The 26,276-nt window shown below is 58.1% G+C and carries 33 protein-coding genes and 1 tRNA gene; 11 read left to right on the top strand and 23 right to left on the bottom strand.

Annotated features, from left to right (window positions below; all coding sequences use genetic code 11):
* Positions 1-15: 15 nt before the first annotated feature.
* The 3 genes from A6F69_RS05250 to A6F69_RS05240 all read right to left on the bottom strand — a co-directional run bounded on the left by A6F69_RS05250 (position 16) and on the right by A6F69_RS05240 (position 1,896).
* Complete coding sequence (locus tag A6F69_RS05250; protein ID WP_067598283.1) at positions 16-510, bottom strand: single-stranded DNA-binding protein; 495 nt, start codon at positions 508-510, stop codon at positions 16-18.
* Positions 511-614: 104 nt separating this feature from the next.
* Entirely contained in the window at positions 615-1,256 is a 642-nt protein-coding gene (locus A6F69_RS05245) for a COQ9 family protein (protein WP_245638297.1), read from the bottom strand.
* 19 nt (positions 1,257-1,275) lie between these two features.
* Complete coding sequence (locus A6F69_RS05240; protein ID WP_245638296.1) at positions 1,276-1,896, bottom strand: ankyrin repeat domain-containing protein; 621 nt, start codon at positions 1,894-1,896, stop codon at positions 1,276-1,278.
* Positions 1,897-1,981: 85 nt separating this feature from the next.
* On the opposite strand from A6F69_RS05240, the gene A6F69_RS05235 reads away from it, so the two are divergent.
* Genes A6F69_RS05235 through A6F69_RS05210 form a run of 6 tightly spaced genes read left to right on the top strand, consistent with a single transcriptional unit; the run spans position 1,982 to position 5,875 of the window.
* Positions 1,982-2,599 (top strand): SCO family protein, encoded by a 618-nt coding sequence (locus A6F69_RS05235; RefSeq protein WP_144573749.1) that lies wholly within the window; start codon positions 1,982-1,984, stop codon positions 2,597-2,599.
* Positions 2,587-3,030 (top strand): YcgN family cysteine cluster protein, encoded by a 444-nt coding sequence (locus A6F69_RS05230; protein ID WP_067598271.1) that lies wholly within the window; start codon positions 2,587-2,589, stop codon positions 3,028-3,030. The genes A6F69_RS05235 and A6F69_RS05230 overlap by 13 nt, the downstream gene beginning before the upstream one ends.
* Positions 3,027-3,749: a M48 family metallopeptidase gene (locus A6F69_RS05225; RefSeq protein WP_067598268.1), complete on the top strand. Its 723-nt coding sequence runs from the start codon at positions 3,027-3,029 to the stop codon at positions 3,747-3,749. Before A6F69_RS05230 ends, A6F69_RS05225 begins: the two co-directional genes overlap by 4 nt.
* A gap of 46 nt (positions 3,750-3,795) precedes the next feature.
* Positions 3,796-4,272 (top strand): hypothetical protein, encoded by a 477-nt coding sequence (locus A6F69_RS05220; RefSeq protein ID WP_067598265.1) that lies wholly within the window; start codon positions 3,796-3,798, stop codon positions 4,270-4,272.
* Between the two features lie 3 nt (positions 4,273-4,275).
* Complete coding sequence (gene ribD / locus A6F69_RS05215) at positions 4,276-5,238, top strand: bifunctional diaminohydroxyphosphoribosylaminopyrimidine deaminase/5-amino-6-(5-phosphoribosylamino)uracil reductase RibD (protein WP_067598262.1); 963 nt, start codon at positions 4,276-4,278, stop codon at positions 5,236-5,238.
* A 16-nt stretch (positions 5,239-5,254) separates the two neighbouring features.
* Positions 5,255-5,875: a riboflavin synthase gene (locus A6F69_RS05210; RefSeq protein WP_067598259.1), complete on the top strand. Its 621-nt coding sequence runs from the start codon at positions 5,255-5,257 to the stop codon at positions 5,873-5,875.
* A gap of 76 nt (positions 5,876-5,951) precedes the next feature.
* Here A6F69_RS05210 and A6F69_RS05205 read toward each other — a convergent pair whose 3' ends face one another.
* From A6F69_RS05205 to A6F69_RS05195, 3 genes are all read right to left on the bottom strand, one after another.
* Positions 5,952-6,425: a hypothetical protein gene (locus A6F69_RS05205; RefSeq protein WP_067598256.1), complete on the bottom strand. Its 474-nt coding sequence runs from the start codon at positions 6,423-6,425 to the stop codon at positions 5,952-5,954.
* Between the two features lie 121 nt (positions 6,426-6,546).
* Positions 6,547-7,722 carry an amino acid aminotransferase gene (locus tag A6F69_RS05200; RefSeq protein ID WP_067602548.1) on the bottom strand — a complete coding sequence of 392 codons (1,176 nt, stop codon included), beginning with the start codon at positions 7,720-7,722 and terminating at the stop codon, positions 6,547-6,549.
* Between the two features lie 100 nt (positions 7,723-7,822).
* Positions 7,823-8,647, bottom strand: a complete 825-nt coding sequence (locus A6F69_RS05195) for a DUF1134 domain-containing protein (protein ID WP_067598252.1) — start codon at positions 8,645-8,647, stop codon at positions 7,823-7,825.
* Positions 8,648-8,882: 235 nt separating this feature from the next.
* Between A6F69_RS05195 and A6F69_RS05190 the strand changes: the two genes are divergently transcribed.
* Both A6F69_RS05190 and A6F69_RS05185 read left to right on the top strand, forming a co-directional pair.
* Positions 8,883-8,973, top strand: a tRNA-Ser gene (locus A6F69_RS05190).
* 165 nt (positions 8,974-9,138) lie between these two features.
* Positions 9,139-10,299 carry a tyrosine-type recombinase/integrase gene (locus A6F69_RS05185; protein WP_067602544.1) on the top strand — a complete coding sequence of 387 codons (1,161 nt, stop codon included), beginning with the start codon at positions 9,139-9,141 and terminating at the stop codon, positions 10,297-10,299.
* A 28-nt stretch (positions 10,300-10,327) separates the two neighbouring features.
* Here the strand turns inward: A6F69_RS05185 and A6F69_RS05180 are convergent, their stop codons facing one another.
* From A6F69_RS05180 to A6F69_RS05135, 9 genes are all read right to left on the bottom strand, one after another.
* Complete coding sequence (locus tag A6F69_RS05180; RefSeq protein ID WP_067602541.1) at positions 10,328-10,549, bottom strand: AlpA family transcriptional regulator; 222 nt, start codon at positions 10,547-10,549, stop codon at positions 10,328-10,330.
* 16 nt (positions 10,550-10,565) lie between these two features.
* On the bottom strand, positions 10,566-10,895 hold the full coding sequence (locus A6F69_RS12935) for a hypothetical protein (RefSeq protein ID WP_083984701.1): 330 nt from the start codon (positions 10,893-10,895) through the stop codon (positions 10,566-10,568).
* A 669-nt stretch (positions 10,896-11,564) separates the two neighbouring features.
* Positions 11,565-11,786 carry a hypothetical protein gene (locus A6F69_RS05170; RefSeq protein WP_067598244.1) on the bottom strand — a complete coding sequence of 74 codons (222 nt, stop codon included), beginning with the start codon at positions 11,784-11,786 and terminating at the stop codon, positions 11,565-11,567.
* A gap of 239 nt (positions 11,787-12,025) precedes the next feature.
* Positions 12,026-12,463 (bottom strand): hypothetical protein, encoded by a 438-nt coding sequence (locus tag A6F69_RS05160; protein ID WP_067598238.1) that lies wholly within the window; start codon positions 12,461-12,463, stop codon positions 12,026-12,028.
* Between the two features lie 124 nt (positions 12,464-12,587).
* The gene (locus A6F69_RS05155) at positions 12,588-12,986 is read right to left on the bottom strand and encodes a single-stranded DNA-binding protein (RefSeq protein WP_067598235.1); all 399 of its coding nucleotides are present in this window, start codon (positions 12,984-12,986) and stop codon (positions 12,588-12,590) included.
* A 331-nt stretch (positions 12,987-13,317) separates the two neighbouring features.
* Entirely contained in the window at positions 13,318-14,631 is a 1,314-nt protein-coding gene (hemN, locus tag A6F69_RS05150) for an oxygen-independent coproporphyrinogen III oxidase (protein WP_067602537.1), read from the bottom strand.
* Positions 14,632-14,767: 136 nt separating this feature from the next.
* On the bottom strand, positions 14,768-15,541 hold the full coding sequence (locus tag A6F69_RS05145; protein ID WP_067598231.1) for a Crp/Fnr family transcriptional regulator: 774 nt from the start codon (positions 15,539-15,541) through the stop codon (positions 14,768-14,770).
* A gap of 114 nt (positions 15,542-15,655) precedes the next feature.
* On the bottom strand, positions 15,656-16,354 hold the full coding sequence (locus tag A6F69_RS05140; RefSeq protein WP_067602533.1) for a Crp/Fnr family transcriptional regulator: 699 nt from the start codon (positions 16,352-16,354) through the stop codon (positions 15,656-15,658).
* Positions 16,355-16,603: 249 nt separating this feature from the next.
* A complete protein-coding gene (locus A6F69_RS05135; protein WP_067598228.1) occupies positions 16,604-17,452 on the bottom strand; it encodes a cupin domain-containing protein in 849 nt (282 codons plus the stop codon).
* A gap of 114 nt (positions 17,453-17,566) precedes the next feature.
* On the opposite strand from A6F69_RS05135, the gene A6F69_RS05130 reads away from it, so the two are divergent.
* Genes A6F69_RS05130 through mobA form a run of 3 tightly spaced genes read left to right on the top strand, consistent with a single transcriptional unit; the run spans position 17,567 to position 20,009 of the window.
* Positions 17,567-18,829, top strand: coding sequence for an acyl-CoA dehydrogenase family protein (locus tag A6F69_RS05130; protein WP_067598225.1), 1,263 nt, complete (start codon positions 17,567-17,569; stop codon positions 18,827-18,829).
* On the top strand, positions 18,826-19,419 hold the full coding sequence (gene pdxH, locus A6F69_RS05125) for a pyridoxamine 5'-phosphate oxidase (protein ID WP_067598222.1): 594 nt from the start codon (positions 18,826-18,828) through the stop codon (positions 19,417-19,419). The genes A6F69_RS05130 and pdxH overlap by 4 nt, the downstream gene beginning before the upstream one ends.
* Positions 19,416-20,009, top strand: a complete 594-nt coding sequence (gene mobA / locus A6F69_RS05120) for a molybdenum cofactor guanylyltransferase (protein WP_169816554.1) — start codon at positions 19,416-19,418, stop codon at positions 20,007-20,009. Before pdxH ends, mobA begins: the two co-directional genes overlap by 4 nt.
* A 43-nt stretch (positions 20,010-20,052) precedes the next feature.
* On the opposite strand, the gene A6F69_RS05115 is transcribed toward mobA, so the two are convergent.
* The 8 genes from A6F69_RS05115 to narI are packed head-to-tail and all read right to left on the bottom strand — an operon-like array spanning position 20,053 to position 26,274.
* Positions 20,053-21,258 carry an NnrS family protein gene (locus A6F69_RS05115; RefSeq protein WP_067602530.1) on the bottom strand — a complete coding sequence of 402 codons (1,206 nt, stop codon included), beginning with the start codon at positions 21,256-21,258 and terminating at the stop codon, positions 20,053-20,055.
* A 30-nt stretch (positions 21,259-21,288) separates the two neighbouring features.
* Positions 21,289-22,518, bottom strand: coding sequence for a molybdopterin molybdotransferase MoeA (locus A6F69_RS05110; protein ID WP_067598216.1), 1,230 nt, complete (start codon positions 22,516-22,518; stop codon positions 21,289-21,291).
* Positions 22,470-23,006, bottom strand: coding sequence for a molybdenum cofactor synthesis domain-containing protein (locus A6F69_RS05105; protein ID WP_067602527.1), 537 nt, complete (start codon positions 23,004-23,006; stop codon positions 22,470-22,472). Before A6F69_RS05105 ends, A6F69_RS05110 begins: the two co-directional genes overlap by 49 nt.
* Complete coding sequence (locus A6F69_RS05100) at positions 22,982-23,482, bottom strand: molybdenum cofactor biosynthesis protein MoaE (protein WP_144573745.1); 501 nt, start codon at positions 23,480-23,482, stop codon at positions 22,982-22,984. Before A6F69_RS05100 ends, A6F69_RS05105 begins: the two co-directional genes overlap by 25 nt.
* Entirely contained in the window at positions 23,479-23,739 is a 261-nt protein-coding gene (locus tag A6F69_RS05095) for a MoaD/ThiS family protein (RefSeq protein ID WP_067598211.1), read from the bottom strand. Before A6F69_RS05095 ends, A6F69_RS05100 begins: the two co-directional genes overlap by 4 nt.
* 3 nt (positions 23,740-23,742) lie before the next feature.
* Positions 23,743-24,771 (bottom strand): GTP 3',8-cyclase MoaA, encoded by a 1,029-nt coding sequence (gene moaA, locus A6F69_RS05090; protein WP_245638295.1) that lies wholly within the window; start codon positions 24,769-24,771, stop codon positions 23,743-23,745.
* Complete coding sequence (locus A6F69_RS05085) at positions 24,768-25,580, bottom strand: peptidylprolyl isomerase (protein ID WP_067598208.1); 813 nt, start codon at positions 25,578-25,580, stop codon at positions 24,768-24,770. Before A6F69_RS05085 ends, moaA begins: the two co-directional genes overlap by 4 nt.
* The gene (gene narI, locus A6F69_RS05080) at positions 25,573-26,274 is read right to left on the bottom strand and encodes a respiratory nitrate reductase subunit gamma (protein ID WP_067598206.1); all 702 of its coding nucleotides are present in this window, start codon (positions 26,272-26,274) and stop codon (positions 25,573-25,575) included. The genes A6F69_RS05085 and narI overlap by 8 nt, the downstream gene beginning before the upstream one ends.
* Positions 26,275-26,276: the final 2 nt, after the last annotated feature.

The raw sequence follows: 26,276 nt of genomic DNA, 5'->3' as shown, positions 1-26,276 counted from the left end.
CAAATCAACCCTAAATCAAAACGGAATATCGTCGTCCAGATCGTCATAGTTGGAGCCGCCGCCTTGGCTACTGCCGCCCTGGCTACCCCCCCCGAAGCCGCCGCCTTGGCCGCCACCGCCGCCATAGCCACCGCCCGAGCGGCCACCGCCGCCTTCGCCACGACCGTCTAGCATTGTCAGTGTGCCATTATAGCCGCGCAGAACCACTTCGGTGCTGTAACGATCCTGACCCGACTGATCCTGCCATTTACGGGTTTGCAGCTGGCCCTCGACGTAGACCTTGCTGCCCTTGCGCAGATAGTTCTCGCAAACATTGACCAGACCTTCAGAGAAAATCGCAACCGTGTGCCACTCTGTCCGTTCCTGGCGTTCGCCGGTGTTGCGGTCTTTCCACGTCTCGCTGGTCGCAATGCGCAGATTCGCAACGCGCCCACCATTCTGGAAGCTGCGAATTTCCGGATCAGCCCCGAGATTTCCGATCAGCATTACCTTGTTAAGCGAGCCCGCCATTGTGCATTTCCTTCGTCAGATTCGATTCGATCTACCGGTAGGATATGCATCGCCTAGAGGCCAGCACCAGACGCCAATTTTGCGTTGATTGTGGAACTAATCTTCTAGCGCGAGGGATAGCGCAGACGCCCCAGAAAACGGGTAACGCTGAAGGACTCTCGATCCGAATTAAGGAACTTGGCTTTCACCTTCTCGAACTTCATCACGCCTTCAATTCGTCGCTCAAGAAACTCGCGGGTGGCGCGCTTGTCTTCGCTGTCATCATCTATGAATACAGCCAGCGTCGCACTATAAATTCCTGCCAAGATCGCACGCTTGGTATAGTGATTGTAGTCGGTTGCCGTATCGCCAGCGAGACGCCACATGACATCCGCACTACGCCAGCCCAACTTGAGCGCACGAGGGGCATTCTGCGGCTGTGCCATCACAGCCATCGCGCGGCGGACCGCCTCCTCAAGTCCCTCGACCGCATCCAGCCGATACTGCACCAAAGAACGAATGCGTTCGCGAATTGGCATGGAGCTGAGCTTCTCGAGAGGTATATCCTCCACCATCTTGGCGTCGATCATATCGATCCATGCTTCGATCATGTCCATTGACCCACCCGGATAGGCGAGCCGCACGACATCAATGTCTGCCCCGGCCATACCAGCTGCATTTTCAAGCGCAGCCTGCGTCCAGCCGTCGAAAATGGCAGATGCCGCCACTTCGGGCGCAAGCGCCAGTCGCAGCTCGTCTAGGGTCATGTCCGAATAGTTCGCCATATCAAAAACTTGGACCGTAGTCCTGCTTTGCTCCGTTTTCCTCGCGTTCTTCATCTGCGCGTTCAAATTCGGTCAACACCGCTGTGTTTGCATTCATCAACTCTGCATAGTCGCGTGCCGTCCGGCCAGAGTTGTCGGCACGGTCCGGATTGGCTTTATTCGCCAGCAGCAAACGGATCATTGGTATATCGCGGCGATGGACCGCGACAATAAGGGGGGTTTCACCTGCGCTGTCTGCCACTTCAACATTGGCGCCAGCTTTGATCAGAGTTTCTACCCCTTCAACAAAACCCATGGTCGTGGCGATCTGAATAGGCGTAACACCCCTCTTGTCACGCACGTCAGGATTGGCTCCGCGTTGAGTCAGGAACCGGATCCACAAGTCGTCGCGCCGCTTCGTTACGATGTGCAGCGCAGTCTCTCCGCTGGTAAGGTCACGCGAATTGATGATCGTGGTGCCAGGCTCGTCAAGCGCAGCGGTAACAGCGTCGCCATCACGATCTTCGACCGCTTTCAAGAATTCATAACCTTCTGAAAACATTTGCGCTGCAACCGGAGCAGAGGCGAACACGCCAAGAAAGGCTCCCAGTAATGCAATCTTGCGCATAACGGCACGCGTCACGCTGTCATCCTTTCAATTTTCCTGTCACAACCTACTTCAGCGGCTATTCACCAAAGCCGGTTAGCAGACGATGAACCGACACACCATGCAACACAACAAGTTACATCTCAATTGGGTTCCATTGGCAGCAGCAGCGTTGACGCTGAGCGCCTGCGATGTTGCGCCGGGCAGCGGTGGCCAGGGTGTGCCCGACTGGCCACTTGCTGGAGCGACAATTGGCGGCGATTTCGAACTGACAAGCTCAACCGGAGAAACAGTCACATGGACTGATTTTGCCGGACAATACCGCATCGTCTATTTCGGCTTTACCTATTGCCCTGACATTTGCCCCACCGACGTCCAGCGATTCTCCCAAGGGCTGGCTCAGTTTGAACAGGTCGCTCCGGAGCTGGGAGCAAAGATCACGCCGATTTTCATCTCGGTTGATCCTGAGCGCGATACCCCCGAAATTGTCGGAGAGTTCATCGCTAACTTTCACCCGCGTCTGGTGGGTCTGACCGGCTCATCCGACCAGATCAAAGCTGCGGCGAAGACTTTCGCGGTTTTCTATTCACGCGGCGAAGATACGCCGGGCGGCGGCTATCTGGTTGACCATTCCGCCGTGGTCTATCTTTTCGGGCCTGATGGGGAACCAATTGCCATATTGCCTACCGATCAGGGTGCCGATGCCGTAGCAGCGGAACTCGCGAAATGGGTGAATTGAGGGACCGCTTCTGGGAATTGCCGCTGAGCGACCTTTCGCGCGCCGAATGGGAAGCGCTTTGCGATGGTTGCGGTCGCTGCTGTCTGCATAAGATAGAAGATGCGGATACGGGCGAGATCACAGACACCAATGTCGCGTGCAAATTGCTCGACACAAGAACCGCGCAGTGCACCGATTATCGCAATCGCAAAGCCTTCGTGCCTGATTGCCTGCGTCTGACACTCAAGATCGTGAATGACGTTGCCTGGCTGCCAAACACCTGCGCCTATCGCCTGCGCGCCGACAACAATCCGCTGCCTGAGTGGCACTATCTGATATCGGGCGACCGCGAAGCTGTAAAACACGCAGGAGTATCAGTCGCCGGCCGCGTGGTGAGCGAATATGACGCGGGGCCGCTTGAACATCATATTGTCGAATGGGATGCCCCATGATCGACTGGCTGCGAAATGAGATGATCGAACCCGAGATCGAGTTAAACGGTCGGACCGTCCCGATAGTTTTGAAACGCCATAATCGCGCAAGGCGTCTGACCCTTCGGCTCGCGGCTGACGGCAAATCAGTGAATATCACGCTCCCGCACTGGGCGCGCAGCCGCGACGCGATTGCATTCGCTCACGCTCGGCGCGATTGGCTCGCGGCGCAATCGGCAAAGATCCCCGAACGCAGAACGCCCGAACCGGGCAGCACGATCCGCTATCGTGGCAGAGAACTTCGCATTGCATGGAGCGAAGGTGCCTCTCGCCGGCCTCGTCGTGAACAAGACCAAGTAGTGCTTGGTGGCCCTCTGGACGCATTGGAGCGCAGGCTTGCGCGGTGGATGGAGCGCGAGGCGCTTTCACTCTTCGAATTGGACACGCATGAATATTGTGCGGCTGCATCGCTAGACCCGGTGCCAGTCGCGCTTTCACGGGCGCAGCGACGATGGGGCAGCTGTTCGGACAAGAAACGAATCCGGTTGAACTGGCGGCTGGTACAAGCACCTGACTTTGTGCGCCGGTCGGTGGTCGCACACGAAGTGGCGCATCTAGTCCATTTCGACCATAGCCCCGCCTTTCATGCGCTGCTTAATGACATATATGAAGGCGATATTGCGAAGGCGGATGCCTGGCTCAAAGCGCACGGGCGCAAGCTCTATGCAAGCTTTGGCTGAAAGCGGCCACTGGTATCGTTCCGCCGAACACCCTATGTAATCGTTTATGAGCATCCTCAGACGCTTTAATCCTGGCCCCGGCGCAGCTGACCTTTGGGAGTATATCAAACAACCTCAGGAGTATCGCGGGCTTATTGTGGCCGCCTCGTGCATCCCGGTGGCACTGATCCTGCTTTGGGCGGGCAGCGAGAGTATGATCAAGCCTTTGGAGCGACCTTCGGTCACTTACATAACCACACTCGACGAAGATCGCACTGATGAGGAAATCCTGGCCTCGAATATAGAGAATCAGCGCATTCAGGACGAGCGGCGGGCGCAAATCGAAGAACTCGAAGAGCGAAAGCGTGAGATGTATCGCGCGTTGGGTGCAGCCAGCGGTATGGATGTTGAAGCAATGGAGGAGCGGGCAGCAATTGACCGGGCGCGCGAGGAAGCGGCACGCGAAGCCTTGCGCCGCGAAGTACTTGAAACCCGCGTTGTACCAGGCGCAGCTGACGCTGCCGTTCGCGGCGGAGATCAGTAGCAATTGCGCTCAGATAGCGAATGGATAGCCGCTTGCGCACGTTTGGCCGCGCGTGCGCGCCCTTTAAGTCGCCCCAACCCCGCCGTCGCATGTATCGTTGTGAAAGATCAGATTGTGCAGGCGCGCGGCTGGACACAAGCAGGCGGACGCCCACATGCAGAGGCAGTGGCTCTGGCGCGATTGCCCGTAGGCGGTGCAACAGGCACAACCATATATGTAACACTTGAGCCGTGTGCGCATGAGTCCGCGCGTGGACCTTCCTGCTCTGACTTGCTGACAGATGCCAAACCCGCGCGCGTTGTCATCGGCGTCGGTGACCCCGATCCGCGCACATCGGGCAAGGGCATCGCCAGACTTCGTAAGGCGGGAATCGATGTTGAAGTACTCGACCACACGGACGCCAAGCAAAGTCTCGCCGGATTTCTTACACGCGAATCCCATGCGCGGCCATTCGTTACACTGAAGCTGGCCATGTCCGAAGATGGCTTTATTGCGCGCGAACCCGGGCGAGACCAATGGATCACTGGGGAGCATGCCCGCGCTCACGTACATGCTCAACGTGCCCGGCAGGATGCAATTCTGGTGGGCCGAGGCACTTGGGATGCTGACAGGCCGAGCCTCGATGTCCGCCTGCCCGGAATCGAGACCCGCAGCCCGCAGCGATATGTACTCACAAACAACACCGCGCCGATCGAAGTAGCCGCCCTCACCTCTCCGCAAGCGATCCATGAATTGGCTGATGTCCAGTATCTCTATGTCGAGGGCGGAGCCGGCACAGCACAAGCGTTTCTGGACGCCGGACTTGTTGACGCGCTGCATATCTACACTGCGCCGATCACGATTGGTGCGGGCCTGAAAGCGCCAGCGGCGCTCCAGACCATCCCCCTCGCCGAAGCATCCGAATGGCGGGTTACCGAGAAACGCCAGCTTGGCAGCGACACATTCACTGCTTACAGCCGCGCGTAAGGAGATAAATCACACCATGTTCACTGGCATCGTCACGGCCATCGGCACCATCGAAATGGCAGAACAGCGCGGCGACCTGCGGCTGCGCATCGCCGCCCCTCTCGATCCCGCCCGGATCGATATCGGTGCGTCGATCGCCTGTTCAGGGGTGTGCTTGACAGTCATCGATCGCGGAGGAGCTAAGGGCGAGGCGTGGTTCGATGTCGATGTCTCTGGCGAAACCACCAGCCGGACGGTCCCGGCCATGTGGGCCCAAGGCGCCAAGCTCAATATCGAGCCTTCGTTGCGAATGGGAGACGAACTGGGCGGACATATCGTTACCGGGCATGTCGATGCAGTGGGCGAGATCGTCCACGCAGAAGAAGAGGGGGACAGCTGGCGCGTCGATGTCCGCGCACCGGCGAGCCTTGCGCCCTTCATCGCGCCGAAGGGATCGATCACTGTTCAAGGCGTGTCGCTTACAGTCAACGATGTGCGCGACGAAGACGATGGTAGCTGTACGTTCATGCTAAACATCATTCCGCATACTGGCGAAGTGACAACGCTTGGTGCGTTGCGCGCCGGCGATCAGGTCAATCTCGAGATCGACGTCCTTGCACGGTACCTGAAGCGGATGCAGGCGCTGGCAAGCTCTTGAGCCCATATTAGAACCGGCCGCGAGATCTGCATCCCGCGGCCGACCAAAATTTACCATTTCAGCCTGCTATTTTTCGCTACTCAGCGGTGTACCATTGACCAGTACCCTCTGACTTGTCGTCACTATACCAATGCATAGTCAGACCACCGCGCGTGCCTGCAGCTTCGCCATCCTTGGCCTCCATCGCTCCTACACAGCCAAGTGCGGTGTCAGGTCCCGGTTCACCTAACCAGTTGCAGCCATAAGCCAACGAATAGGTCCCTTGCTCATCCTCTGCAGTACAAGCGAGATGAATGGCAAAGATCCCACCATGCGGCTGACGTGTACCAACACATCGGACAGTGCCGTTGACCATCGAGCCGTCATCAAAAGTTGTCTCGTAAGTCCCGTTTACAGACCCGCCTCTGTATTGCGGTCCGTCTGGGCTGCTCAGCCCGCCGTAGGGCACAACCGGCTCCCAAGTCACATCATAAGTGAAACTTTGAGAGATTGCCGGAGTTGCAACCACCATTGATGCAGCGCCAAGCGCTGCAAAAGCTAACTTCTTCATGAATTTACTCTCCCATCAATTGACCAAAGGCCAAGATGAGATTCGTGGCCTGTCAGTCATGACAGCGGCCCTGCGAAGAGTAATACCAGCTTAGGGGCTGAATCGCAAAGAGATCGGCTAATCAGCCCGTCACCGCAGCAACAGCGCTCACAAACTTCTCAATATTGCCCATGTGTAGACCGGCGATATTCACACGGCCAGAACCTGCCATGTAGATGGCATGTTCTTCGCGTAGCTGCTTCACCTGCTCGGGCGTTACCGGCAACATTGAGAACAAACCGTTCTGATTGGCCAACGGTGACAGATCAACGCCCCCCGCCATGCCTGCATCGCCAAGGGTCGCGCGCACCTGACGCATACGCTCCCTCATCTGCGTCAACTCATCCAGCCATAGCGCGGTCATATCGGGATCGCGCAGGATCAGACGGATTGTCGCTCCGCCATGGTCAGGCGGCATGGACCATGCTGCGCGCGCCAAGGCATTGGCATTCGAGAACACTGTATCCAGCGAATCCGCATCTCTGGTCATCGCGTAGAATGCCCCCACGCGGTCCCGATAGACGCCAAAATTCTTGTCACAGCTATATGCGATGAAGGCTTCGGGCACTGCAGCGAGCACCTGTCGCAATCCATAGGCATCTTCTTCCATCCCGTGCCCCAGGCCCTGATAGGCCAGGTCGATAATCGGGAAGGTGCCGCTTTCTGCGAATGCCTCAGCAATCGCGTCCCATTCCTCATTGGAATAATCGATCCCGGTCGGGTTGTGGCATGAGCCATGCAAAAGCACCGCGCCTGTGGGGCCCGCATTGCGAATGGTTTCAAGAACCGATTCAAGATTCGCGGAACCGTCATCTCGGGCATGATCGAACCACTCTGCATCCAGCGCGATATCGTTGAAAATCTGCGCGTGGTTGGGCCAGCTCGGCTTACCGATATGCAGTGTCTCAACACCCGCCTTTTGCGCCAGTGCCGCAGCCAGACGGACTGCGCCGGTGCCGCCGGGCGTTTGCATCCCTGTGATACGCCCACCCATGGTTGCGTCGCCGCCGAAAATGTAAGGCATCAGGCCATTCACGAAGCCCATGTCGCCCTCAGGGCCAAGGTAAGACTTGCTGTCTTGCGTTTCGACCAGTTTGCGCTCAGCCTGCTTGATCGCTGCGAAGACCGGCGTGTCGCCTTGTCCCGTGCGATAAACGCCCACACCCAGGTCAATCTTGTCAGGCCGCTCATCGGCAGCGTGCATTTTGATCAGGGCTAGCAGCGCATCAGGCGCTTGCGGGGAAAGGTTCTCAAGCATGAAAAGCCCCATGCAACGAGACGCGAAAGGCCGCAACAGGGAAATCCCAATTGCGACCCTCACGCATACATATTTGCGACCCGCTCTTTTGAGCTGAGATCTAGAATGGCAGCCAGCGCTGCTTCTTAGAAAACTTCATATAACCTGCGTTCACGCCAAGACGCAGGCCCGCTCCTACGCGGATCGGTATCAGCACAATGTCATCTTTGCGCATATAGCTCGCATGCAATCCGCCTACGAAATATGCCTGCCCCTCGCCCGCGGGGAAGCGTTCATACAGGTCTTCAGTATCGTAGAGATTATAGACCAGTACGAAAGTATTGCCTGCGTTCGCACCGGCATCGAATCCAATCGACGGGCCGGTCCAATAAACTGGCCTGTTACCTTCAACCTTATGATGCAGCGTGCCTGATCCATAGCGGACTCCCACCACAAGCGCACCGCCGCCTTCACGGCCCACGATGTAGCCATTGGGCTCGCCCTGTTTGCGCAACAGATCCTCGATCATGCCGGCAAGTCCTTCCGCGCCTTTGCCGAAGACGCCTTCAGCCGCGCCGATCAGATCGTCTTCACCATACGTCGTTTCGCTGCCTGCAAAGGTGGGTTCTGCTTCTTCGGCCGCTGCCGTGGCATCGTTTGCTGATTGAGGGAGCTCGGTTTCGGCTTCCTCTTTGGCATCCTGGGCTGATCCAAAGGCGACCAGATCATTCCCGGTTTCATTGGAGACTGGTTCGGTTGCGACTTGCTGGGCGCCGCTAGCCTCAAGATCGCCGTCGATTGCACCGATGTCTGTGCTCTCTTCGTAGACAGCGTCCGGATCGATCGCTTCAAGCTCTTGGGCTGCGATCGGGCTCCCGACCACGACGAAGCCAGCAAACAGTGCCGCGCCAGCCAATTTGCAATGTTGAAACAATGTCGGTCTCATAGTCCTTCTCCAGCCGCACAGTCTTCAAACACGGCCCCTTGCGATTTCATCAGAATCCCATGTTGGCGACATCACAATTGCGCGGCGGTGAACCGAATCGAAAATGCGGCGAAACGAGTCTTTGCAGGGACACGCCGCGATATTGCGCTTTTTTCACGCAGTGGGTTGAAGCAGCCAAATTGCACCTTTATAGCGCGCCCTTCGCATGCCGTTAGACAGCCTGGCATGAGACTGCGGAGACGTGGGTGAGTGGCTGAAACCAGTTCCCTGCTAAGGAACCATACCTACTACGGGTATCGAGGGTTCGAATCCCTCCGTCTCCGCCACCTATACCATCCCTTGAGATCCCAATAAGTCCCTGAAAGCCGCAGAATTCTGCGGTTTTTCGGCCTTGCCTTGGAATCTCATGTTCTTATTATGTTCTGCATCGTCCCGCTATTTCTACGAAGAATTGTGGGAGCAGATGTGGGAGCGGAATGGAAAGGATGGATATGGGAAAGCTCACCGCACTGCAGATTCGAAACCTCAAAGAACCAGGACGTTACGGAGACGGCGACGGCTTGGCGCTTGTCGTAACAGGTCCAAACAAGGGTTACTGGGTGCTCCGCAGCACGATCAAAGGCAAGCGTCGCGATATCGGACTTGGGTCACTTTCGCTCGTGTCTCTGAAGGAAGCGCGAGAGAACGCCTTCGAAATGCGCCGCGACATCCAACGCGGCATCGATCCGATAGCTGAGCGCAAGAAGCAAGAGGTTGTGGTGCCGAAATTCGCCGATGCTGCGCGTGCCGTACACCGTGAACAGAAGGCGAGCTGGAAGAACGGCAAGCATCGCGATCAATGGATCACGACGCTGGAAAAGTATGCCTTCCCAACGCTCGGAGATCGCCTGGTTAATGATATCGAAGGCCCGTTGATCCGTGATTGCCTACTTTCCATCTGGGTGGAAAAGCCGGAGACAGCTCGCCGCGTAAAGCAACGCATCGGGGTCATTCTCGACTGGGCTTATGCAAACGGAATGCGCGAAACCGAGGCGCCTATGCGGTCGCTCGGTCGCGCGCTTCCGCGCCAACCGAAACAGGACAGCCACTTCGCTGCAATGGCATACGAGGACATTCCAACGTTCTTCGCGCACCTTCACAAGCGGACCAGCGTCGCCCGTATCGCTCTCGAATTCCTGATACTCTGCGCTTCACGCTCAGGCGAAGTGCGTGGTGCCAAGTGGGCCGAGATTGATCTCAAGAACAGGCTTTGGACCATTCCCGCCGAACGCATGAAAGTTGGTAGGGAACATGTTGTTCCGCTGACCGACGCCGCGATCAGTGTCTTGCAACGGGCACGCCCGTTCTATGCCGAGTGCAGCGACTTGATCTTTCCTGGCCGCAATGTTCTGCGCCCAATGTCAGATATGACGCTCTTGAAGATCCTTCGCTACGCCAAGCTGCCCTTCACCGTGCACGGCTTCCGGTCTTCGTTTCGCGACTGGGCAGCAGAACAAACGAGCTACCCGGGCGAGGTCGCAGAGGCAGCTCTCGCTCACTCAGTCGCGAACAAGGTCGAAGCCGCTTATCGACGCACAAATTATCTCGATAAGCGGCGCGACCTGATGCGCGAATGGGCCGCCTTCTGTACCGGCAATGGCAGGCTCCACTGAGCCGCCTTGCGGCTGAGCCAGAGCCCCATCACTTGCTCCGGCTCATCAACCATTCGTCGATCTCGTGCTCGATCCAGGCGACCGAACGACCACCTAGGCGAACCGACTTCGGGAACCTGCCTTCGTCCATCCAGCGATAGACCGTAGACCTGCCCAAGCCGGTCCGATGAAGGACCTCTCGCAGTCTGAGGAACCGTTTGATCTTTGGCCTCTGGGAGCACCCATTATCTGAGTCCGCAAGAAACGGCATCGACAGTTGCTCGATCTCATTCTCCATGGTCGCCTCCCATCGGACGAGATGCGACAAGGCCGAGGCGGACGAGCCTGCGGTGATATGCATCGACCACTCGCTCGCGCAGATCGGTTTCGGGATGGTACGTGAGCAACGCATCCAGCGCGACCGTAATGAAGATATTCTGACACACCGGATCGGTGGCAGGCGTTCGGAAGTCTGCCTCCATATCGCGCAGCCATGCATCGTGAATGCAATCTCCAACCACGATGCTGGAGCTGACCCCGCGCTCGCACGCTTGGGCCTTTATCCAGTCGTCAACTTGAGCGGTAACGTAAGTCTGTAAACAATGATTCCTTTTCATTTGTCCAAATTCCTTGTGTTCAAAGAACCTGGCTCACCCTTGCGAAAGGCAACGACCAATCTAAGTCACCGCCTGCCTGTAGGAAAATGAAAAGTTCGGCAGCAATTTCAACAGCCTGGATGTTTCTGACTTACGACTAATTTGCGAATCCAAATCGCAAATCACGTTCAAGTTAGAAGATGCACACCCCGAAAATGACGTCCAACATCATGATATCTAACAAAAACTCTCGGCGGCACCGCTGCGTACGGTGTGCTGGGTCAAGCCCATTCTCAAGTGCGCGTCAGTGACCAGTTGCTTCCACGGGCAAACTATCGAAGAAAATGCTTTCGTTTCAAAGCGGAAGCATAGCGCAGCGTCGAGGCTAGCTGCGGAATTTTTGCTCAGAACCGAGATATCCGGCCTGGAAATTTGCTCAAATGTTCCGGAATGGGGACCAAATAGCCAACATAAGCGGCCAATGTTCTGGTCCACTCTGATATGAAGGCAGACGAGCAAAATGTACTGCCCGGCACAAAGATCCGTCATGTCAGTTGGTCGGGTCTTGATCGGATCCAGTGGCGACCGATTGCGCGTCCAACTGTCGCACTGCGCGATCCTCAATCCTCGCCCCTCCGAGCGCATGAAAAAGGACAGGAGCCGTTCCCGGCCCCTGTCCTGATCCTACGGTCAGAATTCGTCTGACATCGTTCCATGCACGGTGTGCACGACGCGCGCTGCCAAGTGCGCCGGAAGAGCATTGTAATCACCCTCGTCCACGGCAAAATATCCCAGTTCGCGGTCCTCGACGATGTGCTGATCGAAGAAGCTGTGCAGCGCCCGACGCTCTGCGACAGCCAGCGCGTCAAAGTAGCATTCCGAGTTCGAATTTTCTTGAGCAATTGAAGCCATAATATCCTCCTGATGTCTGCCGTTGACGGCAGGAGCAGGACGGATGGGCGTGCGGCCGGCGGGTCAGGGGTCGCCCCGAAGGGCGACCGCGCAGCGGCGGTAGGGGTAACGATTTTGTCGGACCGTAGCGCAGCGAAGGGGAGGCAAAATGGTGGGACCCTGCCGTCCTTGACGCGCCGGTTGCGCGACCATCAGAATGGGACAACTGTGAGCCAGGCCCCCTTCCCCCACGGTCCGTTTTAAATGATCGCTGAAACCTTCTGCGCGACCTCTGCGAGCGTAGCTTGGAGCCGGTTTATTTCGGATAAGGACGTAACGCTTGGCGCGTACCGGGTAATCAGGAACTCGCGCGATTGCGACATTGTATGCAGGTGTTCATGGGTACGTTTCCTGAGTGCAAGTCCGAGTTCTACCGCGAGGTCGGCGCGTGCGGCGAGGTTATGCTGAAACCCTCGTATCTGTGCCGCATCGTGGCCGGAGTGGAGAAGAAACGCGTTCAGATAAAGTTCCACCGCATGGATTGCGACCATGCGAAACGGTGCCCGCGATTTCGGCTCCTTGGGCCGCCCATTTTCCAACAGTAGCAGTGCCGCCAACCGATATTCATCGGCGAGAGAACTCACCTCAGCTGGAGTTGCTGATTCACCTGGATAACTGACGCTGGACTGATCGTTCATATTGATCTTGGTAGCAGCAATCTTGCAAACCAATGCTGAAGACTTGCAGGCAATCAGATCGCATAAAAGGGGGCCCTGTCCGGCTAGGATAGGACCCCTTCGGGAGGGAGATCGACGGGAGAGTTCAGTCGATCTCGGGGGCATCCTTGTTGTCGTCGTTCTCGCTCGAACCGTTGCCGCGGGAGAGGAAGTCGACCTTGTCGGCGAGGATCTCGGTGCCGTAGCGGGTGACCCCGTCCTTGTCTTCCCACTGGGTGTAGTGGATGCGGCCCTGGACGCTGACCAGCTGGCCCTTGGTGCAGTACTGCCCGACGGTCTTGGCGAGGCCGTTGAAGCAGGTCACCCGGTGGAACTCGCTTTCCTTGGCAGTGTAGCCGTTCTCGTCTTTGTAGGTCTTGCCATCCTTGTCGCGTGCGGGGCGATCGGTGACGACGGTGATCCCGGTGACATTGGTGCCGCCCTTGGTCTCGCGGGATTCCGGATCGCGGGCGATGCGGCCGGTGAGGATTGCGATATTGGTCATGATGTAAGTTCCTTCAGTTCCTCAAACCGGAGACCATCTCCGGCTTGCGAACATCTGAAAGAAGCAGGGCATGGGAGGACTGCACCGCAGGAGCGAAGCTCCAAGGGAAACCTGTTCATGACGGGTGGTGCGGGCAGGCAGCGCAGCTGCCAACACGGCCGGAAAGGAACGGGTTGCGGCTCCTCAGCTGACCTGGTTCAGGACTGTTCGCGAAGAAAGCCGGATGGGTATCGGGTGTGGGTCTGAAGGTGCAATTATTCTGGCGCTCAGCGATCGTTCCTAGGCATTGCGTCCGAAAGCAGTCGTGGCTCTGTTTTTCCTTCACCTTTAGCTAAACCGCCGAACTGAAGCGACCAGGCAGGTGGTCGCGATAGGGGTCGAACCGAGCGGCAATTGCTCGCGAGTATGGCAGTCCATCCGGAGTTATCGAGATGGTGCCCTTTTCGCAGGATGCCAGGCCGCGATCCAGAAACGGACGGAGTAACGGGCTTGTTTCGGCTTCAAGCTCAGGAGGCACTTGTGCTTTCCCCGAACACAGGAGCTGCTCGATCACTCGACCTCGAATTCGGTCGTCCGGCGATCGCGACACGCCCCGAACAGTGGCAATCCGACCGTCCGATGCCAGCATGCAGTATCGACCGCTATTCTTTTCATTTTGGGCGAGCAGCGTCTCGAATGAACTGATCGCCGATGCGCCGAGGCCTATCAAGCTCGACGCATCGTCATCGGTGAACCCTTGGAAATTACGGCGCAGAGCCCCTGCTTGCGCGGCGATCGCCAGCGGATCGGTCGCGGAGCGCGCGAAATGGTCGAAACCAATTGCGCAGTACCCGTGAGAGCGAAGATAAGTGAAGCCAAGCTCCGCCATAGCAAACCTGGCGGCCTTGTCCGGCATCGAGCGACAATCCACTGCGCGTTGCCGCGGTACCACGTGCGGCATATGCGCATAGCCAAACAGTGCAATCCGGTCAGCTCCGAGCGCAACAGTGCGCTGCAGAGTAGCGAACAGATCATCACTGGATTGCTGGGGCAAGCCGTACATCAGGTCGAAGTTGAGCGACTTCACACCGGCATTGCGTAACAGCTCGGTAGCTTCTGCAATCAGGGCATCGGATTGAATGCGCCCTATCGCTTCCTGACAGTGCGGCGCGAAAGTCTGGACGCCGAGGCTGGCACGATCAATCCCGAGCGCCCTTATGACCTGGGCCCATTCGCGAGAGATCGTGCGTGGGTCAAGTTCGATAGAGAATGCCGGATCGGATATCCCAAAGCGGATGATCAAATCATCGACGAGCCGAACGAAATCCGTTGGTGCCAGCGCATTGGGGCTCCCGCCGCCAAACGCAATTCGGCGAACCTGTGATTTTGAGGGGAGCAGACGCGAAACCGTTTCGATCTCGCGATGCAAAGCGTCGAGATAGGATTCCAATCGGTGTCGGCGTCCGGCGGCACCGGTATTGCAACCACAGTAATGGCAGATCTTCTCACAAAACGGGATATGGACATAGAGGGAGACGTCGCCCTCTGCGTACTCGACAGCGGTGCGATAGTCGCCTTCGTCGATCGCCTTGAACTCCGCCGCATTCGGGAAGCTAGTATATCGCGGAACAGACTGCTCAAGCAGCTCTGGATAGTAAGGCCACATTGTTTCGGGATGCTCGCACTTTGCGAAGGCGTCTTTGACCCGCATCAATTCTAGCGCCGCTGGATCGACCTTGAATCATCAAGATTACGACACCCCTTTTGTGCGACGCCATTCGAACATAACATCGGAAGCGGCCTCAGGTTAGGACGGGGAAGTGGCCGGCTTCTTGCTTCAGTGCGGCCAGATCGAGGATCTTGACTTGCGACCTGCCCGAAGTGGACACGAGGCCCGCATTTCGAAGCTCCGTCATCTGTCGGCTCACAGTTTCGATCGTAAGCCCAATGTTCTCGCCAATATCACGGCGAGACATCGGGAGATCGAGGAGAGCTCCATTGGAGAATGGAGAACCGATCCGTTCAGCCATGCTGACCAGGAAAGTCGCGACCCGTTCCCGCGCTGTCTTCTGCCCTAGAGCAATGGTCTTTTCGCGACTTCGACCGAGGGTACGTAGCAGATGGCTAATGAAGTTATTGTTCAGCGCCCTGTCGTTCTGAGCCAAACGAATAAACTCCGTCGCCGGAAAGGCGATGAGTTCGCAGTCTTTCAAGGCGCAGAGGTTGTAGGCGTGCGTTTCTCGTGCTGGAAGATAGATGAAGTCGTCTTTGAAGTAGAAACCCATGACATGGGTACGTCCACCCGAAACGCTGGCAATCAGCTTAACCGCCCCCTCGACGACAAGCACCACCTGGTTGACCCTGTTGTCGACAACGCGAGAATCCCCCGAGCGGGCACCAGCATATCTGGCGAGCGCCTGCAGACGAAGATGCGTCGCTTCAGCAGCGCCAAGCGAGGCCACGGGTGCTCCTGTTCCCCCAAAAATGATGGAAGTCGGCAAAGCTTCAGCTGATTGCTTCGAGTGCATCACCGAAAAATGCACGATGAAATGAGCGTCGTCCTTGATTTTGGTCAAACCAACCAATTTGCTTCTGGAGGCGATTCAGACGGTGTCCCGGAAGGACCAAAGTGTCCGGCGAGCCCTACCGCTTCGAGACAATCAGGCTCAAAGCATCTGCAGCATAATCGGCTAGCCACCTCGCTCTGCAAGTGCCTTGAGCGAGTTGATTGTTAGTTCTCGGCGGCCTGGAAGATCGATCAGTCCTTCGTTCTTCAGCTTGCTGATATGACGACTAACCGTTTCAATGGTGAGACCGAGAACGTCTGCCATTTGCTGGCGAGAGAGAGGCAGGGTGATTGTTCGCTTGTCACCAGGCTCCGCTTCTTCGCAAGTCGCCGGGAGGAGGCGCTCGGCCGTCTCAACGAGGTACGTAGCCAGTTTCTGTTCGGCATTCATCCTTCCCAGCAGGACCATCCATCGCCGCGTTCGATCCAGCTCCGCGAGCGTGCGCTCAAGCAACTTGTGCTCAAGACGGGGATGCTCGCGGGCAAATCTGTCGAAATCGGTGCGCCTGAATACACAGACCTGGGCGTCGCTCAGCGCCTCGACACCGTAGGGCGTGGTCTCACCAAACGGACGACCAAGAAAGTCCGATGGATAGACCATCCCAAGAATCTGCTCTTTGCCGTCTGCTGTTTGTGTCGAAAGCTTGAGGACGCCTTCCACCACATTGGCAACAATAATCGCCTCGTCGCCTTCCCACAGCAGCTGTTCGCCTGCGCGCAGATGCTTTCTCCGCCCGATTGCGTTGAGCAATCCAATTTCCTCGTCGTCGAGGTCAGCACAGATCGCTCGATTGCGAACAGCGCAAGCTTGGCAAGAATTCATTGATGTGTCGATTTCGAGTGATTCCATGTCATCAGGATAGCGCCAGCAATACAGGCTGCCAATCCTCGGCTCGCGCCCATCCATTGACCGTAACACCAGACTTCACAAAAGGTTAACGAAGAGCTCCACGAAGGATTACTGGTCCCTGTTCAACGCGACGCCAGAGTAGTGCAAGGCGCTCATCGTTATTCACCAATCGCTTCTTGCTGATCTTGGCGTTCATAGGCGGGCCTGGAGACTTGGGCACTACTAGAAGGGAAGCGGGCCTTGCCACGAGGAATTGCGCAGGTACTCCAACCGCTCAGGAAGGATCGGATCGTAGGCCTGATCGAACGAGAAATCGGCTTGGTCGTCACTCCAGATATTTTCATGCCGACCACCGACAAAACGGATCAGCGATACCGCACCCCAGCGCGAACCGTACGGGCCGTGGGGAATAGTTGGCGGTCTCCAGAAATAGGCGCCTGGATGCATCGTGCCGGGCGGCCCTGTTAGCGAGCCAGCAATCATGTAACATTCCTCGACAACCGGGTGGCTTTCCTGCGGCCCCTTGCCAGCGGGCGGTTCGGACTGCGGGAGAATCAATGAAAGGAACGTACGTTCGCCGGTCTCCAGGTCGGTCCGCAGATCCTTTCGCGAAATTCCCAGATGGCGCAGATTGGGGTCATTGAGCGTCATGTCCCAAGCCATCTGCCGCGTCTTGAGATGCAGGATCGCACGCGCCGTGTCGCAGTCACCCATATCTCCGACGAGAACGGGCTCGCAATTGTAGAATGCAATCAAGACGCAGCCGTTCTTGCTGGCCATGCTGTTGCGGGTCCACCCGGCAGGCAGGAAGGCATAGCTGTCCGCTTCATGCAGCTCTCCGTCCATTTCCAGTGATCCGTCGAGAACGAAGAATTCCTCGTCTGCCAGAATATGCTCCGGCCCCATGCGCGACCAGCCGGGAGGATAGCGCATCAAAGCACTGCAAGCCCCACTCTCAGGGTCACGGCTGAGCATCTTGTATTCGGCATCCGGCCGCGCAAGCCCCGCACCGATGCGTTGCCAGGGTAGCAATTGCGACTGCACAAACTCGATATGCTCACGACGATCCATAGCGATCACTAGAAAACAAACTCGACCATCGATCCTTGACCAAGATCAATTCAAATCGGCCATCTGAGTGTATCGCTGTGCTTAAGAAAATCACTTCCGCAGAGCACCCGAACCATGGATTTCAGCCTTTCCGAGAATCAGTCCCTTTGGCGAGATCGCGTGCGAAGTTTCATGGACGCGCATGTCTATCGAGCAGAAGAGGTATACCGATCCCAGCTGGGCGAATGTGGAGACGAGCGCTGGCAGGTTCCGCCAATCATCGAAGAACTGAAAGCGCGCGCCTATTCCGAGGGGCTATGGAACCTCTTCCTGCCGCCTTCCGAGCACGATGAGGAGGCGTATCGCGGAGCCGGACTCTCCAATCTGGACTACGCGTTGTGTGCAGAAGAAATGGGGCGTGTGGGCTTCGCATCAGAAGCGTTCAACTGCTCGGCACCCGATACCGGGAATATGGAGGTTCTGCACCGCTACGGATCGCCGGAGCAGAAGGCGCAATGGCTGAGGCCGCTTCTTGATGGAGAAATCCGTTCGGCGTTCCTGATGACAGAACCCGATGTTGCCTCTTCCGATGCGACCAACATCCAGACCTCGATCCGCCGTGAGGGAGACGAATACGTTATCAACGGGCGCAAATGGTGGTCTTCCGGCGTTGGCGATCCGCGCTGCAAGGTGGCGATCGTCATGGGCAAAACCGACCCGGACGCGAATGCGCACCAGCAACAATCGCAGATCCTCGTGCCGCTCGACACTCCCGGCGTCGAGATCGTACGCATGCTGCCAGTGTTCGGTTATGACGGAGCTCCACACGGCCATGGCGAAGTGGTGCTGCGCGATGTCCGGGTTCCTGCCAGCAATATCATACTCGGAGAGGGTCGCGGGTTTGAAATCGCGCAAGGCAGGCTCGGTCCTGGCCGAATTCATCATTGCATGCGCGCAATCGGTGCCGCCGAACGCGCTATCGAGAAGATGGCCGAGAGGCTTCAATCGCGGGTCGCATTCGGCAAGCGCCTGTCCGAGCAGTCGGTGTGGGAACAACGCCTGGGTGAAGCGCGGCTCGATATCGAGATGACCCGACTTCTCTGCCTCAAGGCCGCGGACATGATGGACAAGGCTGGTAACAAAGCCGCAAAGCTCGAGATCGCGCTGATCAAGGTTGCTGCACCAAGAACGGCATTGCGCGTTCTAGATCATGCCATGCAGGCTCATGGAGCGGGCGGTCTTTCGGACGATTTTGGTCTGGCCGAAGTCTATGCCGGGATGCGAGCCCTGCGAATTGCCGATGGACCCGATGAAGTCCACTTGCGATCGATTGCTCGAATGGAATTCGGGAAATTCAGGGACCGCATGGCCGACTGGCGAGATCGCAGAGGCTCATGAACGGACTATCCGACGATCCGCATGCACTCTTCGGATCGTGGTATGCAGAAGCGTCCCGGCACCCCGACATTGCAGATGCGAGTGCGGTCAATCTCGCAACGACAAGCAAGGATGGCATGCCATCGAACCGCATGGTCCTGCTCAAAGGGCACGACGCGTCGGGCTTCGTGATTTACACCAATCTCGGCAGTCGCAAGGCGAGTGAACTGACAGCCAATCCCCATGCCGCCTTGTGTTTCTATTGGGCTCCACTGGGCCTTCAGGTCCGGATCGAGGGATCGGTCCAGCCAGTTAGCGATGAGGAAGCAGACATCTACTTCGCCTCAAGACCGCTCGCCAGCAGGATCGGCGCATGGGCATCGAAGCAATCAGCTCCTCTTGAGAGCCGCGGAAAACTTCTGGCTCGTATCGCTCGATTCACATCTTCCTTCGCCCTGAAGGATCCGGGCCGCCCGCCGTTCTGGTCAGGATTCCGAATACTGCCGCGTCGCTTTGAATTCTGGACCCAAGGGGAATACCGGGTGCACGACCGCGTGTTATTCGAAAAACAAGACAATGATCGATGGGAGCGCTACCTGCTTTACCCGTGACTGACACAATGCCCACGATAGTGATCGCCGCCGGTGGCGAAGGTCGCCGCATGGGCGGCAGCAAACCGGCTCAAAAGCTCGCCGGGAAATCTCTTCTTGAACATGCCTTGCATTGGGCAAGCAAACATTCTGATCTGATCGCTGTTGCTGTTCGCGATTCCGATCAGCTTGATCTCACCTCAATTCCGATACTGGTAGATGCAGCGGTAGGCCTTGGCCCGATCAGCGCCTTGAAGAGTGCCTTCGGTTTCGCTGAAGTGCATAATCGTGACCAAGTCCTGCTGATCGGATGCGATTTGCCGTTCCTGCCATCCGATCTCGCGGAACGACTTGCGCGGGGAATTGGCTCGGAATCCTGCGGCATGCCAGTGAGTAAAGGGCGCGATCATCCAATGGCTGCTTTGTGGAGGATCGAGCACGCCGCATTGGATGCCTTCGTTGCGGCGGGAGGGCGTTCGATCTGGCGTTTCGCGGAAAGCGTCGGAGTCAAACGCATCGATTGGCCACCGGACCAAGGCATCGATCCCTTCACCAATATCAACGACCTTGAAATGCTCGCACGAGCTGAGAGCAGGCTCCGGCAGTCATAATGTCCGGGAAGAAGCGCGTGCTTCCTGTCGGCCCTGCGATCGCTCAACCCGTTTTGCGCGGCCGCAAGAGCAGAGGACCGTAAAGCCCCGCGAATCCGCCAAAGGCCGCGATCCATGCCGCCCCCGAAACGCCATGAAGCAGCAGCGCGTGACCGGGCCAGATCCCCGCCATGAGCCGTGCAGCGACCGCTATGCCAACCGCCAGATACAGCGCGACGGTTCCTCCCCCTGCAGTCAGCTCCCGCCCGGTATGACCAAGCGTTGCGCGGGTCATGACGGCTAGGGTCATGAGGCCGATCCCGCCTGCCATCCAGAGGTGTTGCGCCGTCCCCGCTCCTACGAAACCATAGCCAAGCGTTTCGGCTGCGCCAGCCAAGGCGCCGAGCGGTATGAAGATATAGCCGGCGTGTAAGACAAAGACGAGCGGCTCCGCTCCTGTCCGGTCCCCAGCCCAGCGCATAAGCCTAACAAGGTGGAGCACACCGGCAATCGCGAGGAGTACGGCTGTGACCAGTGCGTCCGGTTTTACCAGCCAACACAAAACGGCAGCCAACAATCCAGCCAGTGCGATCTTGTCGAAGACCTGCATCGGCGGGACCGGCAGTCGTCCCTCCCCGCGTTTCGCCAGCCAGTTGCGCGTGAAAGAAGGCACGATGCGGCCTCCGATAAGAGCGATCATCAACACCGCAGCGCCTAATCCAAGACGCAGCCCATAACCCTGCGCAGCAAAGGTGCCTGTCGCAGCTTCCCAGTGGAACAGTCCGTTGGCGAGGCAGAATACAACGAGCAAACCCACCACCGGCAGGTTGCGCCAGTTCTTTCCGACGACAATCTCCCGGCCGAGCAGCACGGCCAGAACGAGGAGCATTGCAAGGTCGGCTGCGGCGACCGCGATTGGATCGAGAAATTGCGAAACGGAAACCGTCAAGCGGCCCGCAATCCACAACACCACAAGTCCGCCCAGAGCCCATCCGGTGACCGGCAATCGCCCGGTCCAATTCGGGACCGCCGTCAACAGAAACCCGGCAATGATCGCTCCCAAATAGCCGAACAGGAATTCATGCGCGTGCCAGCTCACCGGATCGAACGCCGTGGGCAGCGCAAGTCGCCCGGAGAGCATAGCAATCCAGAGGACCATCGCCGCCGCGGCCCATATCGCTCCCAGAAGAAAGAATGGACGGAAGCCAAAGCTCAGCACAGCTGGACCCTGCCATGCGCGATGCCGCTCCATAGTCCTTGCTGTCACCATTGCCATGCTCCCAGTGCCATCAAACCAAGGCTAGAATTCGGTCGCCACTACGATATCGCCCGATGCGCGGGCTGAACCTTCGGGCGTGCAGCGTATCAGCCAATCCGCTCGAACGAGCGTGGCCTGCGCGCCGCTTTCCTGATTGCCGAGAGGGCGTAATCCGCGCTTACCCCAAAAGGCGCGAACGAAGGTTTCACGGCTGCCCGTTTCGGGTATCGTCCCATCAAGCGGCAACTCCCGCCAGCGTAAGACCTGGCCGATTGCCTGGCCCTGCAGCATCGCAAGCAGTGGCACCAGGAACAACCGCGCAGTGACCATTGCGGATGTCGGATTACCGGGAAGCCCGAGCACCCACTTGCCCTTTGCCCTTCCCAGCCAAACAGGCTTTCCCGGTTTCATCGCGACTTTGGCGAACAGCAATTCGAGGCCGTGCGGCGCAAACATAGGCTTGGCAAGATCGCGCTCACCCACCGAAGCGCCGCCGGTCACGATCACGACATCGGCTAGGTCCAGCACCTTACCGGCAAGTCGCTCAAGCGCGGGCAAGGCGTCCTCACCGATCACCCGATCGACAATCCTTGCCCCAGCCTGCTCAGCCATGGCCGCAATGCCAAGCGTCACGCTTTCGGGAATGGCGTCGGCACGATGATGGGCCTCACCGGGTGGCGCCAACTCGTCTCCGGTGCCTATGATAGCGACCCTCGGCTGTGCATGAACCTGCACCGACGCTTGGTCTGCAGCGGCCGCTGCGATCATTGCACGGTAAGACAACCGTGTCCCTGCTTGCAGCAGGATGTCACCCGCCGCAAAGTCGCTGCCAGCCTTGCGAACGTGCCAACCGGGGCCATAGCCCTTGGTAAAGCGCACCATTCCACCCTCGCGCTCAGCATATTCCTGCATTATGCAGCGATCAGTGCCCTTTGGCATCGGAGCGCCAGTGAAGATGCGCGCGGCCTCACCCGGCCCAACCTCCTCTGAGAAGCTCAATCCCGCGCGGCTTTCGCCCACCACCCTGATCGGCTCGTCTGGGGATGTGGAGGCGTCCAGAACCGCATATCCATCCATTGCCGCAACTGCCATGCGCGGCGCGGCACTGCGAGCTGTTACCGGCTCCGCAAGCACGCGCCCGGTTGCACAGGCAAGCGCGACCTCCTCTATCGCCAGAGGTCTGACTTCAGCTTCAAGCCGAGCAAGCGCCTCATCAACCGTAATCAAGCGCAGACATCCCGCAATCGCGGCAACGCGCCCGCGATTGAGCATGGCTTGTGACGGCTGTCGAATTCCAGTTCCAATAAGCCATCCCAGGCATCCCGGCAGGCTCCGGTTGAACCGGGCACGCAAAAGATGAAAGCATCTCCCGCCTGTCCTGCAAATGCGCGCGACTGCATGGTAGCGACGCCAACGCTTTGCATGCTCTTCTGGTGAAAGGACACCGAGAAGCCATCCATTTCGCGTTTGAGGAGTGGCTTGACAGCTTCCGGCGTATGATCGCGCGGCGAAAACCCAGTCCCGCCGGTGGTCAGGATGATCTCGATTTCGGGATTGGCGAGCCACTCGCGCAGGCAAGCGCGAATATCCTCGATCTCGTCCTTCACGATATCGCGCGCAATGAGCTTGTGCCCAGCCGATTGCAGGCGCTCGGCAAGCAAGCCACCTGACGTGTCGGTCTCAAGTGTGCGAGTGTCGGAGATCGTGAGAACGGCGACACCCAATGGATAGAAGGTCAGACTTTCATCGATTCCCGGCATAATTCCTCACCTGCGCGCCTATCCCAGCGTGCATTGTCCAAATGGTCCTGATCGGTCGGTTCGATCCAACTTGATCCAACCTCTCGCTCTTCACGTTTCCAGAACACGGCCTCGGTCTTCAGCCGGTCCATCATGTAATCGGCAGCTTCGAAGGCGGCGCGCCGATGCGCAGAGGCCGTGGCGACAAAGACGATCGGCTCGCCGGGTAGTATCCTCCCTGCTCGATGAACAACATGGCTTCTTGAAATTGGAAAATACGTATGGGCATCTTCGGCAATGGCCCGCATCGAAGCCAAAGTCACACCGCGATACTTCTCCAGAATGAGAGCTTCAACGTCGCCGCCATCCTTTGCCCGCGAACGCGCACGACCAGTGAAACTCACCACTGCGCCTTCGTCGTCGAGTTCGCTTGAAAACTGAGCGAGCAGCGCGGCAGGATCGAACTCCCGCTCATGCAATTCGACCGCCATACTCATCCACCAGACACCGGAGGAAAGATCGCCACGACATCGCCGGGCCTCACGACCGTATCGTCGGGGACGATGGTTTCGTTGATGCATGCCCGGATCCGTCCTTTGGCCAGACTATCCTGAAGGAGCGGAAAGTGGCTGCCCAGACTCGCCAGGAGATCAGGCACGTGAAGCCCCGTAGCTGGTAGCGGGATGTCGACAGTCGGACCGCATGGATCGGCCAGTCGGCCGCAGAGTTCGACGCTGATTGTCAGATCGGCCATGCCTTATCCTCCAATCGATGCCAGGTGCGGTGTCGCGCCGCTATTCCCCTCGTGCAGGCGATGCGCGGGTGCCTTGGCTCCAACCAGCGCCCGAATGCGCTCGGTCAACTCCGTTTCAGAATTCTTTGCCAGCAGCGGTCGCAGATCGAAACCGCCATCCCCGAACAGGCAGAGATGCAATCTACCGTCGGATGACAATCGCAGGCGATTGCAGCTTGCGCAGAAGTCCTTCGAATAGGGGGCTATGATACCGATGCGGCCCTTGGCGTCTGGATGGCCGAACTCTACGGCCGGGCCTGCACCGACCTCGCGAGGCAGCCGCTGCCATCCGAAATCTTCCAGCCGATCGATTACGCTCTGCCCCGCGACATGGCGCTCATCAAAGAAGGAAGCGTTGTCGTTCGTTCGCATCACTTCGATGAAACGGAGCGACAGATCTCGGCTGGCCACGAAATCGACCATAGTTTCCAGCTCATCGTCATTCACTCCGCGCATAAGCACCGCATTGAGCTTGATGCTCTCAAACCCTGCAGCTTCGGCTGCATCGATACCGCGCATCACCTCGGCAAGCCGGTCATGACCGGTGATGGCCGAGAAGCGGGCGGGATCGAGCGAATCCACGCTGATATTGATCGCGCTCACACCGCAATCGCGCCATGCTTGCGCACGCTGGGCGAGACGGTAACCGTTTGTGGTCATTGCTACTTTGCGGATCCCCGGCACTTGCGAAACCGTACGGACGACGTCTTCGAAATCGCTCCGCAAGGTCGGCTCCCCGCCCGTCAACCGGACTTTCCAGAGGCCGAGCTGTGCAAAGGCCGTGACAGCTCTGCGGATTTCCTCAACAGACAACTCGCTCGGCTTATTGCATGGCTTCTTGTATCCCTCCGGGAGGCAATAGGTGCAGCGAAAGTTGCAGACGTCGGTCAGCGAAAGGCGCAGGTATTCGAAGCGGCGCCCGATACTATCGCTCAGCCGCCTCGAGCCGCCAGTTGCCATCGGCAGAACATCTCGGATGCGATGATCGTTCACTGAACCAGCGGACCTTCAGCCGCAGCGAGATCGACGCCTTCGATCTCGGTTTCACTGGCAAGGATCGACAGATACTGGGACATAGCCTTCCGGTAGCTTGCCTCCTCCAGGTAGTTGCGGATCGATTGCTCGACCAACTCGAACGGCAATTGCCTGCCCTCGGCCCGTCGCCCGGCACGGATCACGTGCACACCATAGGGTGACTTCACCGGATCGCGGCACAACTCGCCTTCCGCCAACCCGAACAGCGCCTGCTCGAACTCCGCGACCGTCTGACCCTTCCCGACTTGGCCGAGATTGCCGCCCTGCTCTTTCGACGGACAGGCAGATTTGGCCTTGGCCAGCTCAGCGAAACAGGCAGGGTCTTTCTCGAGCTCGCGAATGGCCATACGCGCATCGCCTACTGCCAGGCTGTAGTTGAACTCATCCTCCGGGCTGGCGGAGAAGAGGATATGCTCCGCTTCGATCAAGGTCTCGCTGCAGAAGCGGTCGGTGTGGTTGTCATAGAAGCGCCTTGCCTCCTCTGTGGTTGCGCTCGGCACCATGACATTCTCGACCAGGAGAGCGTCGATCCGGGCATCGTCCTCGACCAGTTTGCGGCCTTCGACATCGGTACACTCACCCGCGACGATATCTTGCCGGTCTGCTTCGGCCAGCAGGAGCTGGCGGACAGCGAGCGCCCGCGCCGCTTCCTGCCAGGCTTCCTCTGCGTCGGGGGCCGGATGGTTCTGTACCTCGGCGGCGATGGCGGCGGCGGAGATTTCGACCCCGCCGATAACCACTTTGGGATGCTCCATGAGGTCAGCCATGGCTCAGGCTCTTGCGCGAACGCACGACTTGATAACCACCACGCCACAAATAGCGCACCGGAGCCGATAGCATGTGCACCAGCCGGGTGAACGGGAACAAGACGAAGATAGTGAGCCCCAGAAACAGGTGCAATTTGAAGATAATATGGACATCCGCAATGTAGCTCGCCGCATCGCCCTGGAAGGTGAAGATGCCCTGCGCCCAGTTCATGAACTTGACCATTTCGTGGCCGTCCAGATGACCAGCCGACAGCGGGATGGTCGCGAGACCCAGCGCCAGCTGCACCCACAGGATCAGGATGATCATGTTATCGCTGAAATTCGAGGCTGCACGGACGCGGGGGTCGAAGAAGCGGCGATGGATCAGCAATGTAGCGCCAATGATCGCCGCAACGCCGGCAATTCCGCCAGCGACGATCGCCAGCAACTGCTTGGCTCCGTGGCTGATACCCAATGCATCGAACAGCGCGATCGGAGTCAGCAGACCAACCAGATGGCCAACAAAGATGAACAGCACCCCGACATGGAACAGGACCGATCCAACCATCAGCTGCTTTCGGCGCAGTAGCTGGCTGGAGCCCGAACGCCATGTATAGGGCTCCCGGTCGAAGCGTATGATTGAGCCGATCGCGAGAATGGCGAGCGCGATATAGGGATAAATCCCATAAAGCAGATGGTGGATGAAGTCTTCCATGG

Origin of the sequence: Altererythrobacter ishigakiensis, from assembly GCF_001663155.1 — a bacterium.
Classification (GTDB): Bacteria; Pseudomonadota; Alphaproteobacteria; order Sphingomonadales; family Sphingomonadaceae; genus Erythrobacter; species Erythrobacter ishigakiensis.
The sequence above is the reverse complement of the archived record's forward strand: the minus strand, read 5'-3'. Positions and strand labels throughout refer to the sequence as shown.

Bases quoted from the DNA above. Each gene is read 5' to 3' on its own strand.
- A6F69_RS05250 (WP_067598283.1), bottom strand. From the start codon at position 510: ATGGCGGGCTCGCTTAACAAGGTAATGCTGATCGGAAATCTCGGGGCT.
- A6F69_RS05245 (WP_245638297.1), bottom strand. From the start codon at position 1,256: ATGACCCTAGACGAGCTGCGACTGGCGCTTGCGCCCGAAGTGGCGGCA.
- A6F69_RS05235 (WP_144573749.1), top strand. From the start codon at position 1,982: ATGCAACACAACAAGTTACATCTCAATTGGGTTCCATTGGCAGCAGCA.
- A6F69_RS05230 (WP_067598271.1), top strand. From the start codon at position 2,587: ATGGGTGAATTGAGGGACCGCTTCTGGGAATTGCCGCTGAGCGACCTT.
- A6F69_RS05225 (WP_067598268.1), top strand. From the start codon at position 3,027: ATGATCGACTGGCTGCGAAATGAGATGATCGAACCCGAGATCGAGTTA.
- A6F69_RS05220 (WP_067598265.1), top strand. From the start codon at position 3,796: ATGAGCATCCTCAGACGCTTTAATCCTGGCCCCGGCGCAGCTGACCTT.
- A6F69_RS05210 (WP_067598259.1), top strand. From the start codon at position 5,255: ATGTTCACTGGCATCGTCACGGCCATCGGCACCATCGAAATGGCAGAA.
- A6F69_RS05205 (WP_067598256.1), bottom strand. From the start codon at position 6,425: ATGAAGAAGTTAGCTTTTGCAGCGCTTGGCGCTGCATCAATGGTGGTT.
- A6F69_RS05200 (WP_067602548.1), bottom strand. From the start codon at position 7,722: ATGCTTGAGAACCTTTCCCCGCAAGCGCCTGATGCGCTGCTAGCCCTG.
- A6F69_RS05195 (WP_067598252.1), bottom strand. From the start codon at position 8,647: ATGAGACCGACATTGTTTCAACATTGCAAATTGGCTGGCGCGGCACTG.
- A6F69_RS05185 (WP_067602544.1), top strand. From the start codon at position 9,139: ATGGGAAAGCTCACCGCACTGCAGATTCGAAACCTCAAAGAACCAGGA.
- A6F69_RS05180 (WP_067602541.1), bottom strand. From the start codon at position 10,549: ATGCCGTTTCTTGCGGACTCAGATAATGGGTGCTCCCAGAGGCCAAAG.
- A6F69_RS12935 (WP_083984701.1), bottom strand. From the start codon at position 10,895: ATGAAAAGGAATCATTGTTTACAGACTTACGTTACCGCTCAAGTTGAC.
- A6F69_RS05170 (WP_067598244.1), bottom strand. From the start codon at position 11,786: ATGGCTTCAATTGCTCAAGAAAATTCGAACTCGGAATGCTACTTTGAC.
- A6F69_RS05160 (WP_067598238.1), bottom strand. From the start codon at position 12,463: ATGAACGATCAGTCCAGCGTCAGTTATCCAGGTGAATCAGCAACTCCA.
- A6F69_RS05155 (WP_067598235.1), bottom strand. From the start codon at position 12,986: ATGACCAATATCGCAATCCTCACCGGCCGCATCGCCCGCGATCCGGAA.
- hemN (WP_067602537.1), bottom strand. From the start codon at position 14,631: ATGTGGCCTTACTATCCAGAGCTGCTTGAGCAGTCTGTTCCGCGATAT.
- A6F69_RS05140 (WP_067602533.1), bottom strand. From the start codon at position 16,354: ATGAATTCTTGCCAAGCTTGCGCTGTTCGCAATCGAGCGATCTGTGCT.
- A6F69_RS05135 (WP_067598228.1), bottom strand. From the start codon at position 17,452: ATGGATCGTCGTGAGCATATCGAGTTTGTGCAGTCGCAATTGCTACCC.
- A6F69_RS05130 (WP_067598225.1), top strand. From the start codon at position 17,567: ATGGATTTCAGCCTTTCCGAGAATCAGTCCCTTTGGCGAGATCGCGTG.
- pdxH (WP_067598222.1), top strand. From the start codon at position 18,826: ATGAACGGACTATCCGACGATCCGCATGCACTCTTCGGATCGTGGTAT.
- A6F69_RS05115 (WP_067602530.1), bottom strand. From the start codon at position 21,258: ATGGTGACAGCAAGGACTATGGAGCGGCATCGCGCATGGCAGGGTCCA.
- A6F69_RS05110 (WP_067598216.1), bottom strand. From the start codon at position 22,518: ATGCTCAATCGCGGGCGCGTTGCCGCGATTGCGGGATGTCTGCGCTTG.
- A6F69_RS05105 (WP_067602527.1), bottom strand. From the start codon at position 23,006: ATGCCGGGAATCGATGAAAGTCTGACCTTCTATCCATTGGGTGTCGCC.
- A6F69_RS05100 (WP_144573745.1), bottom strand. From the start codon at position 23,482: ATGAGTATGGCGGTCGAATTGCATGAGCGGGAGTTCGATCCTGCCGCG.
- A6F69_RS05095 (WP_067598211.1), bottom strand. From the start codon at position 23,739: ATGGCCGATCTGACAATCAGCGTCGAACTCTGCGGCCGACTGGCCGAT.
- A6F69_RS05085 (WP_067598208.1), bottom strand. From the start codon at position 25,580: ATGGCTGACCTCATGGAGCATCCCAAAGTGGTTATCGGCGGGGTCGAA.
- narI (WP_067598206.1), bottom strand. From the start codon at position 26,274: ATGGAAGACTTCATCCACCATCTGCTTTATGGGATTTATCCCTATATC.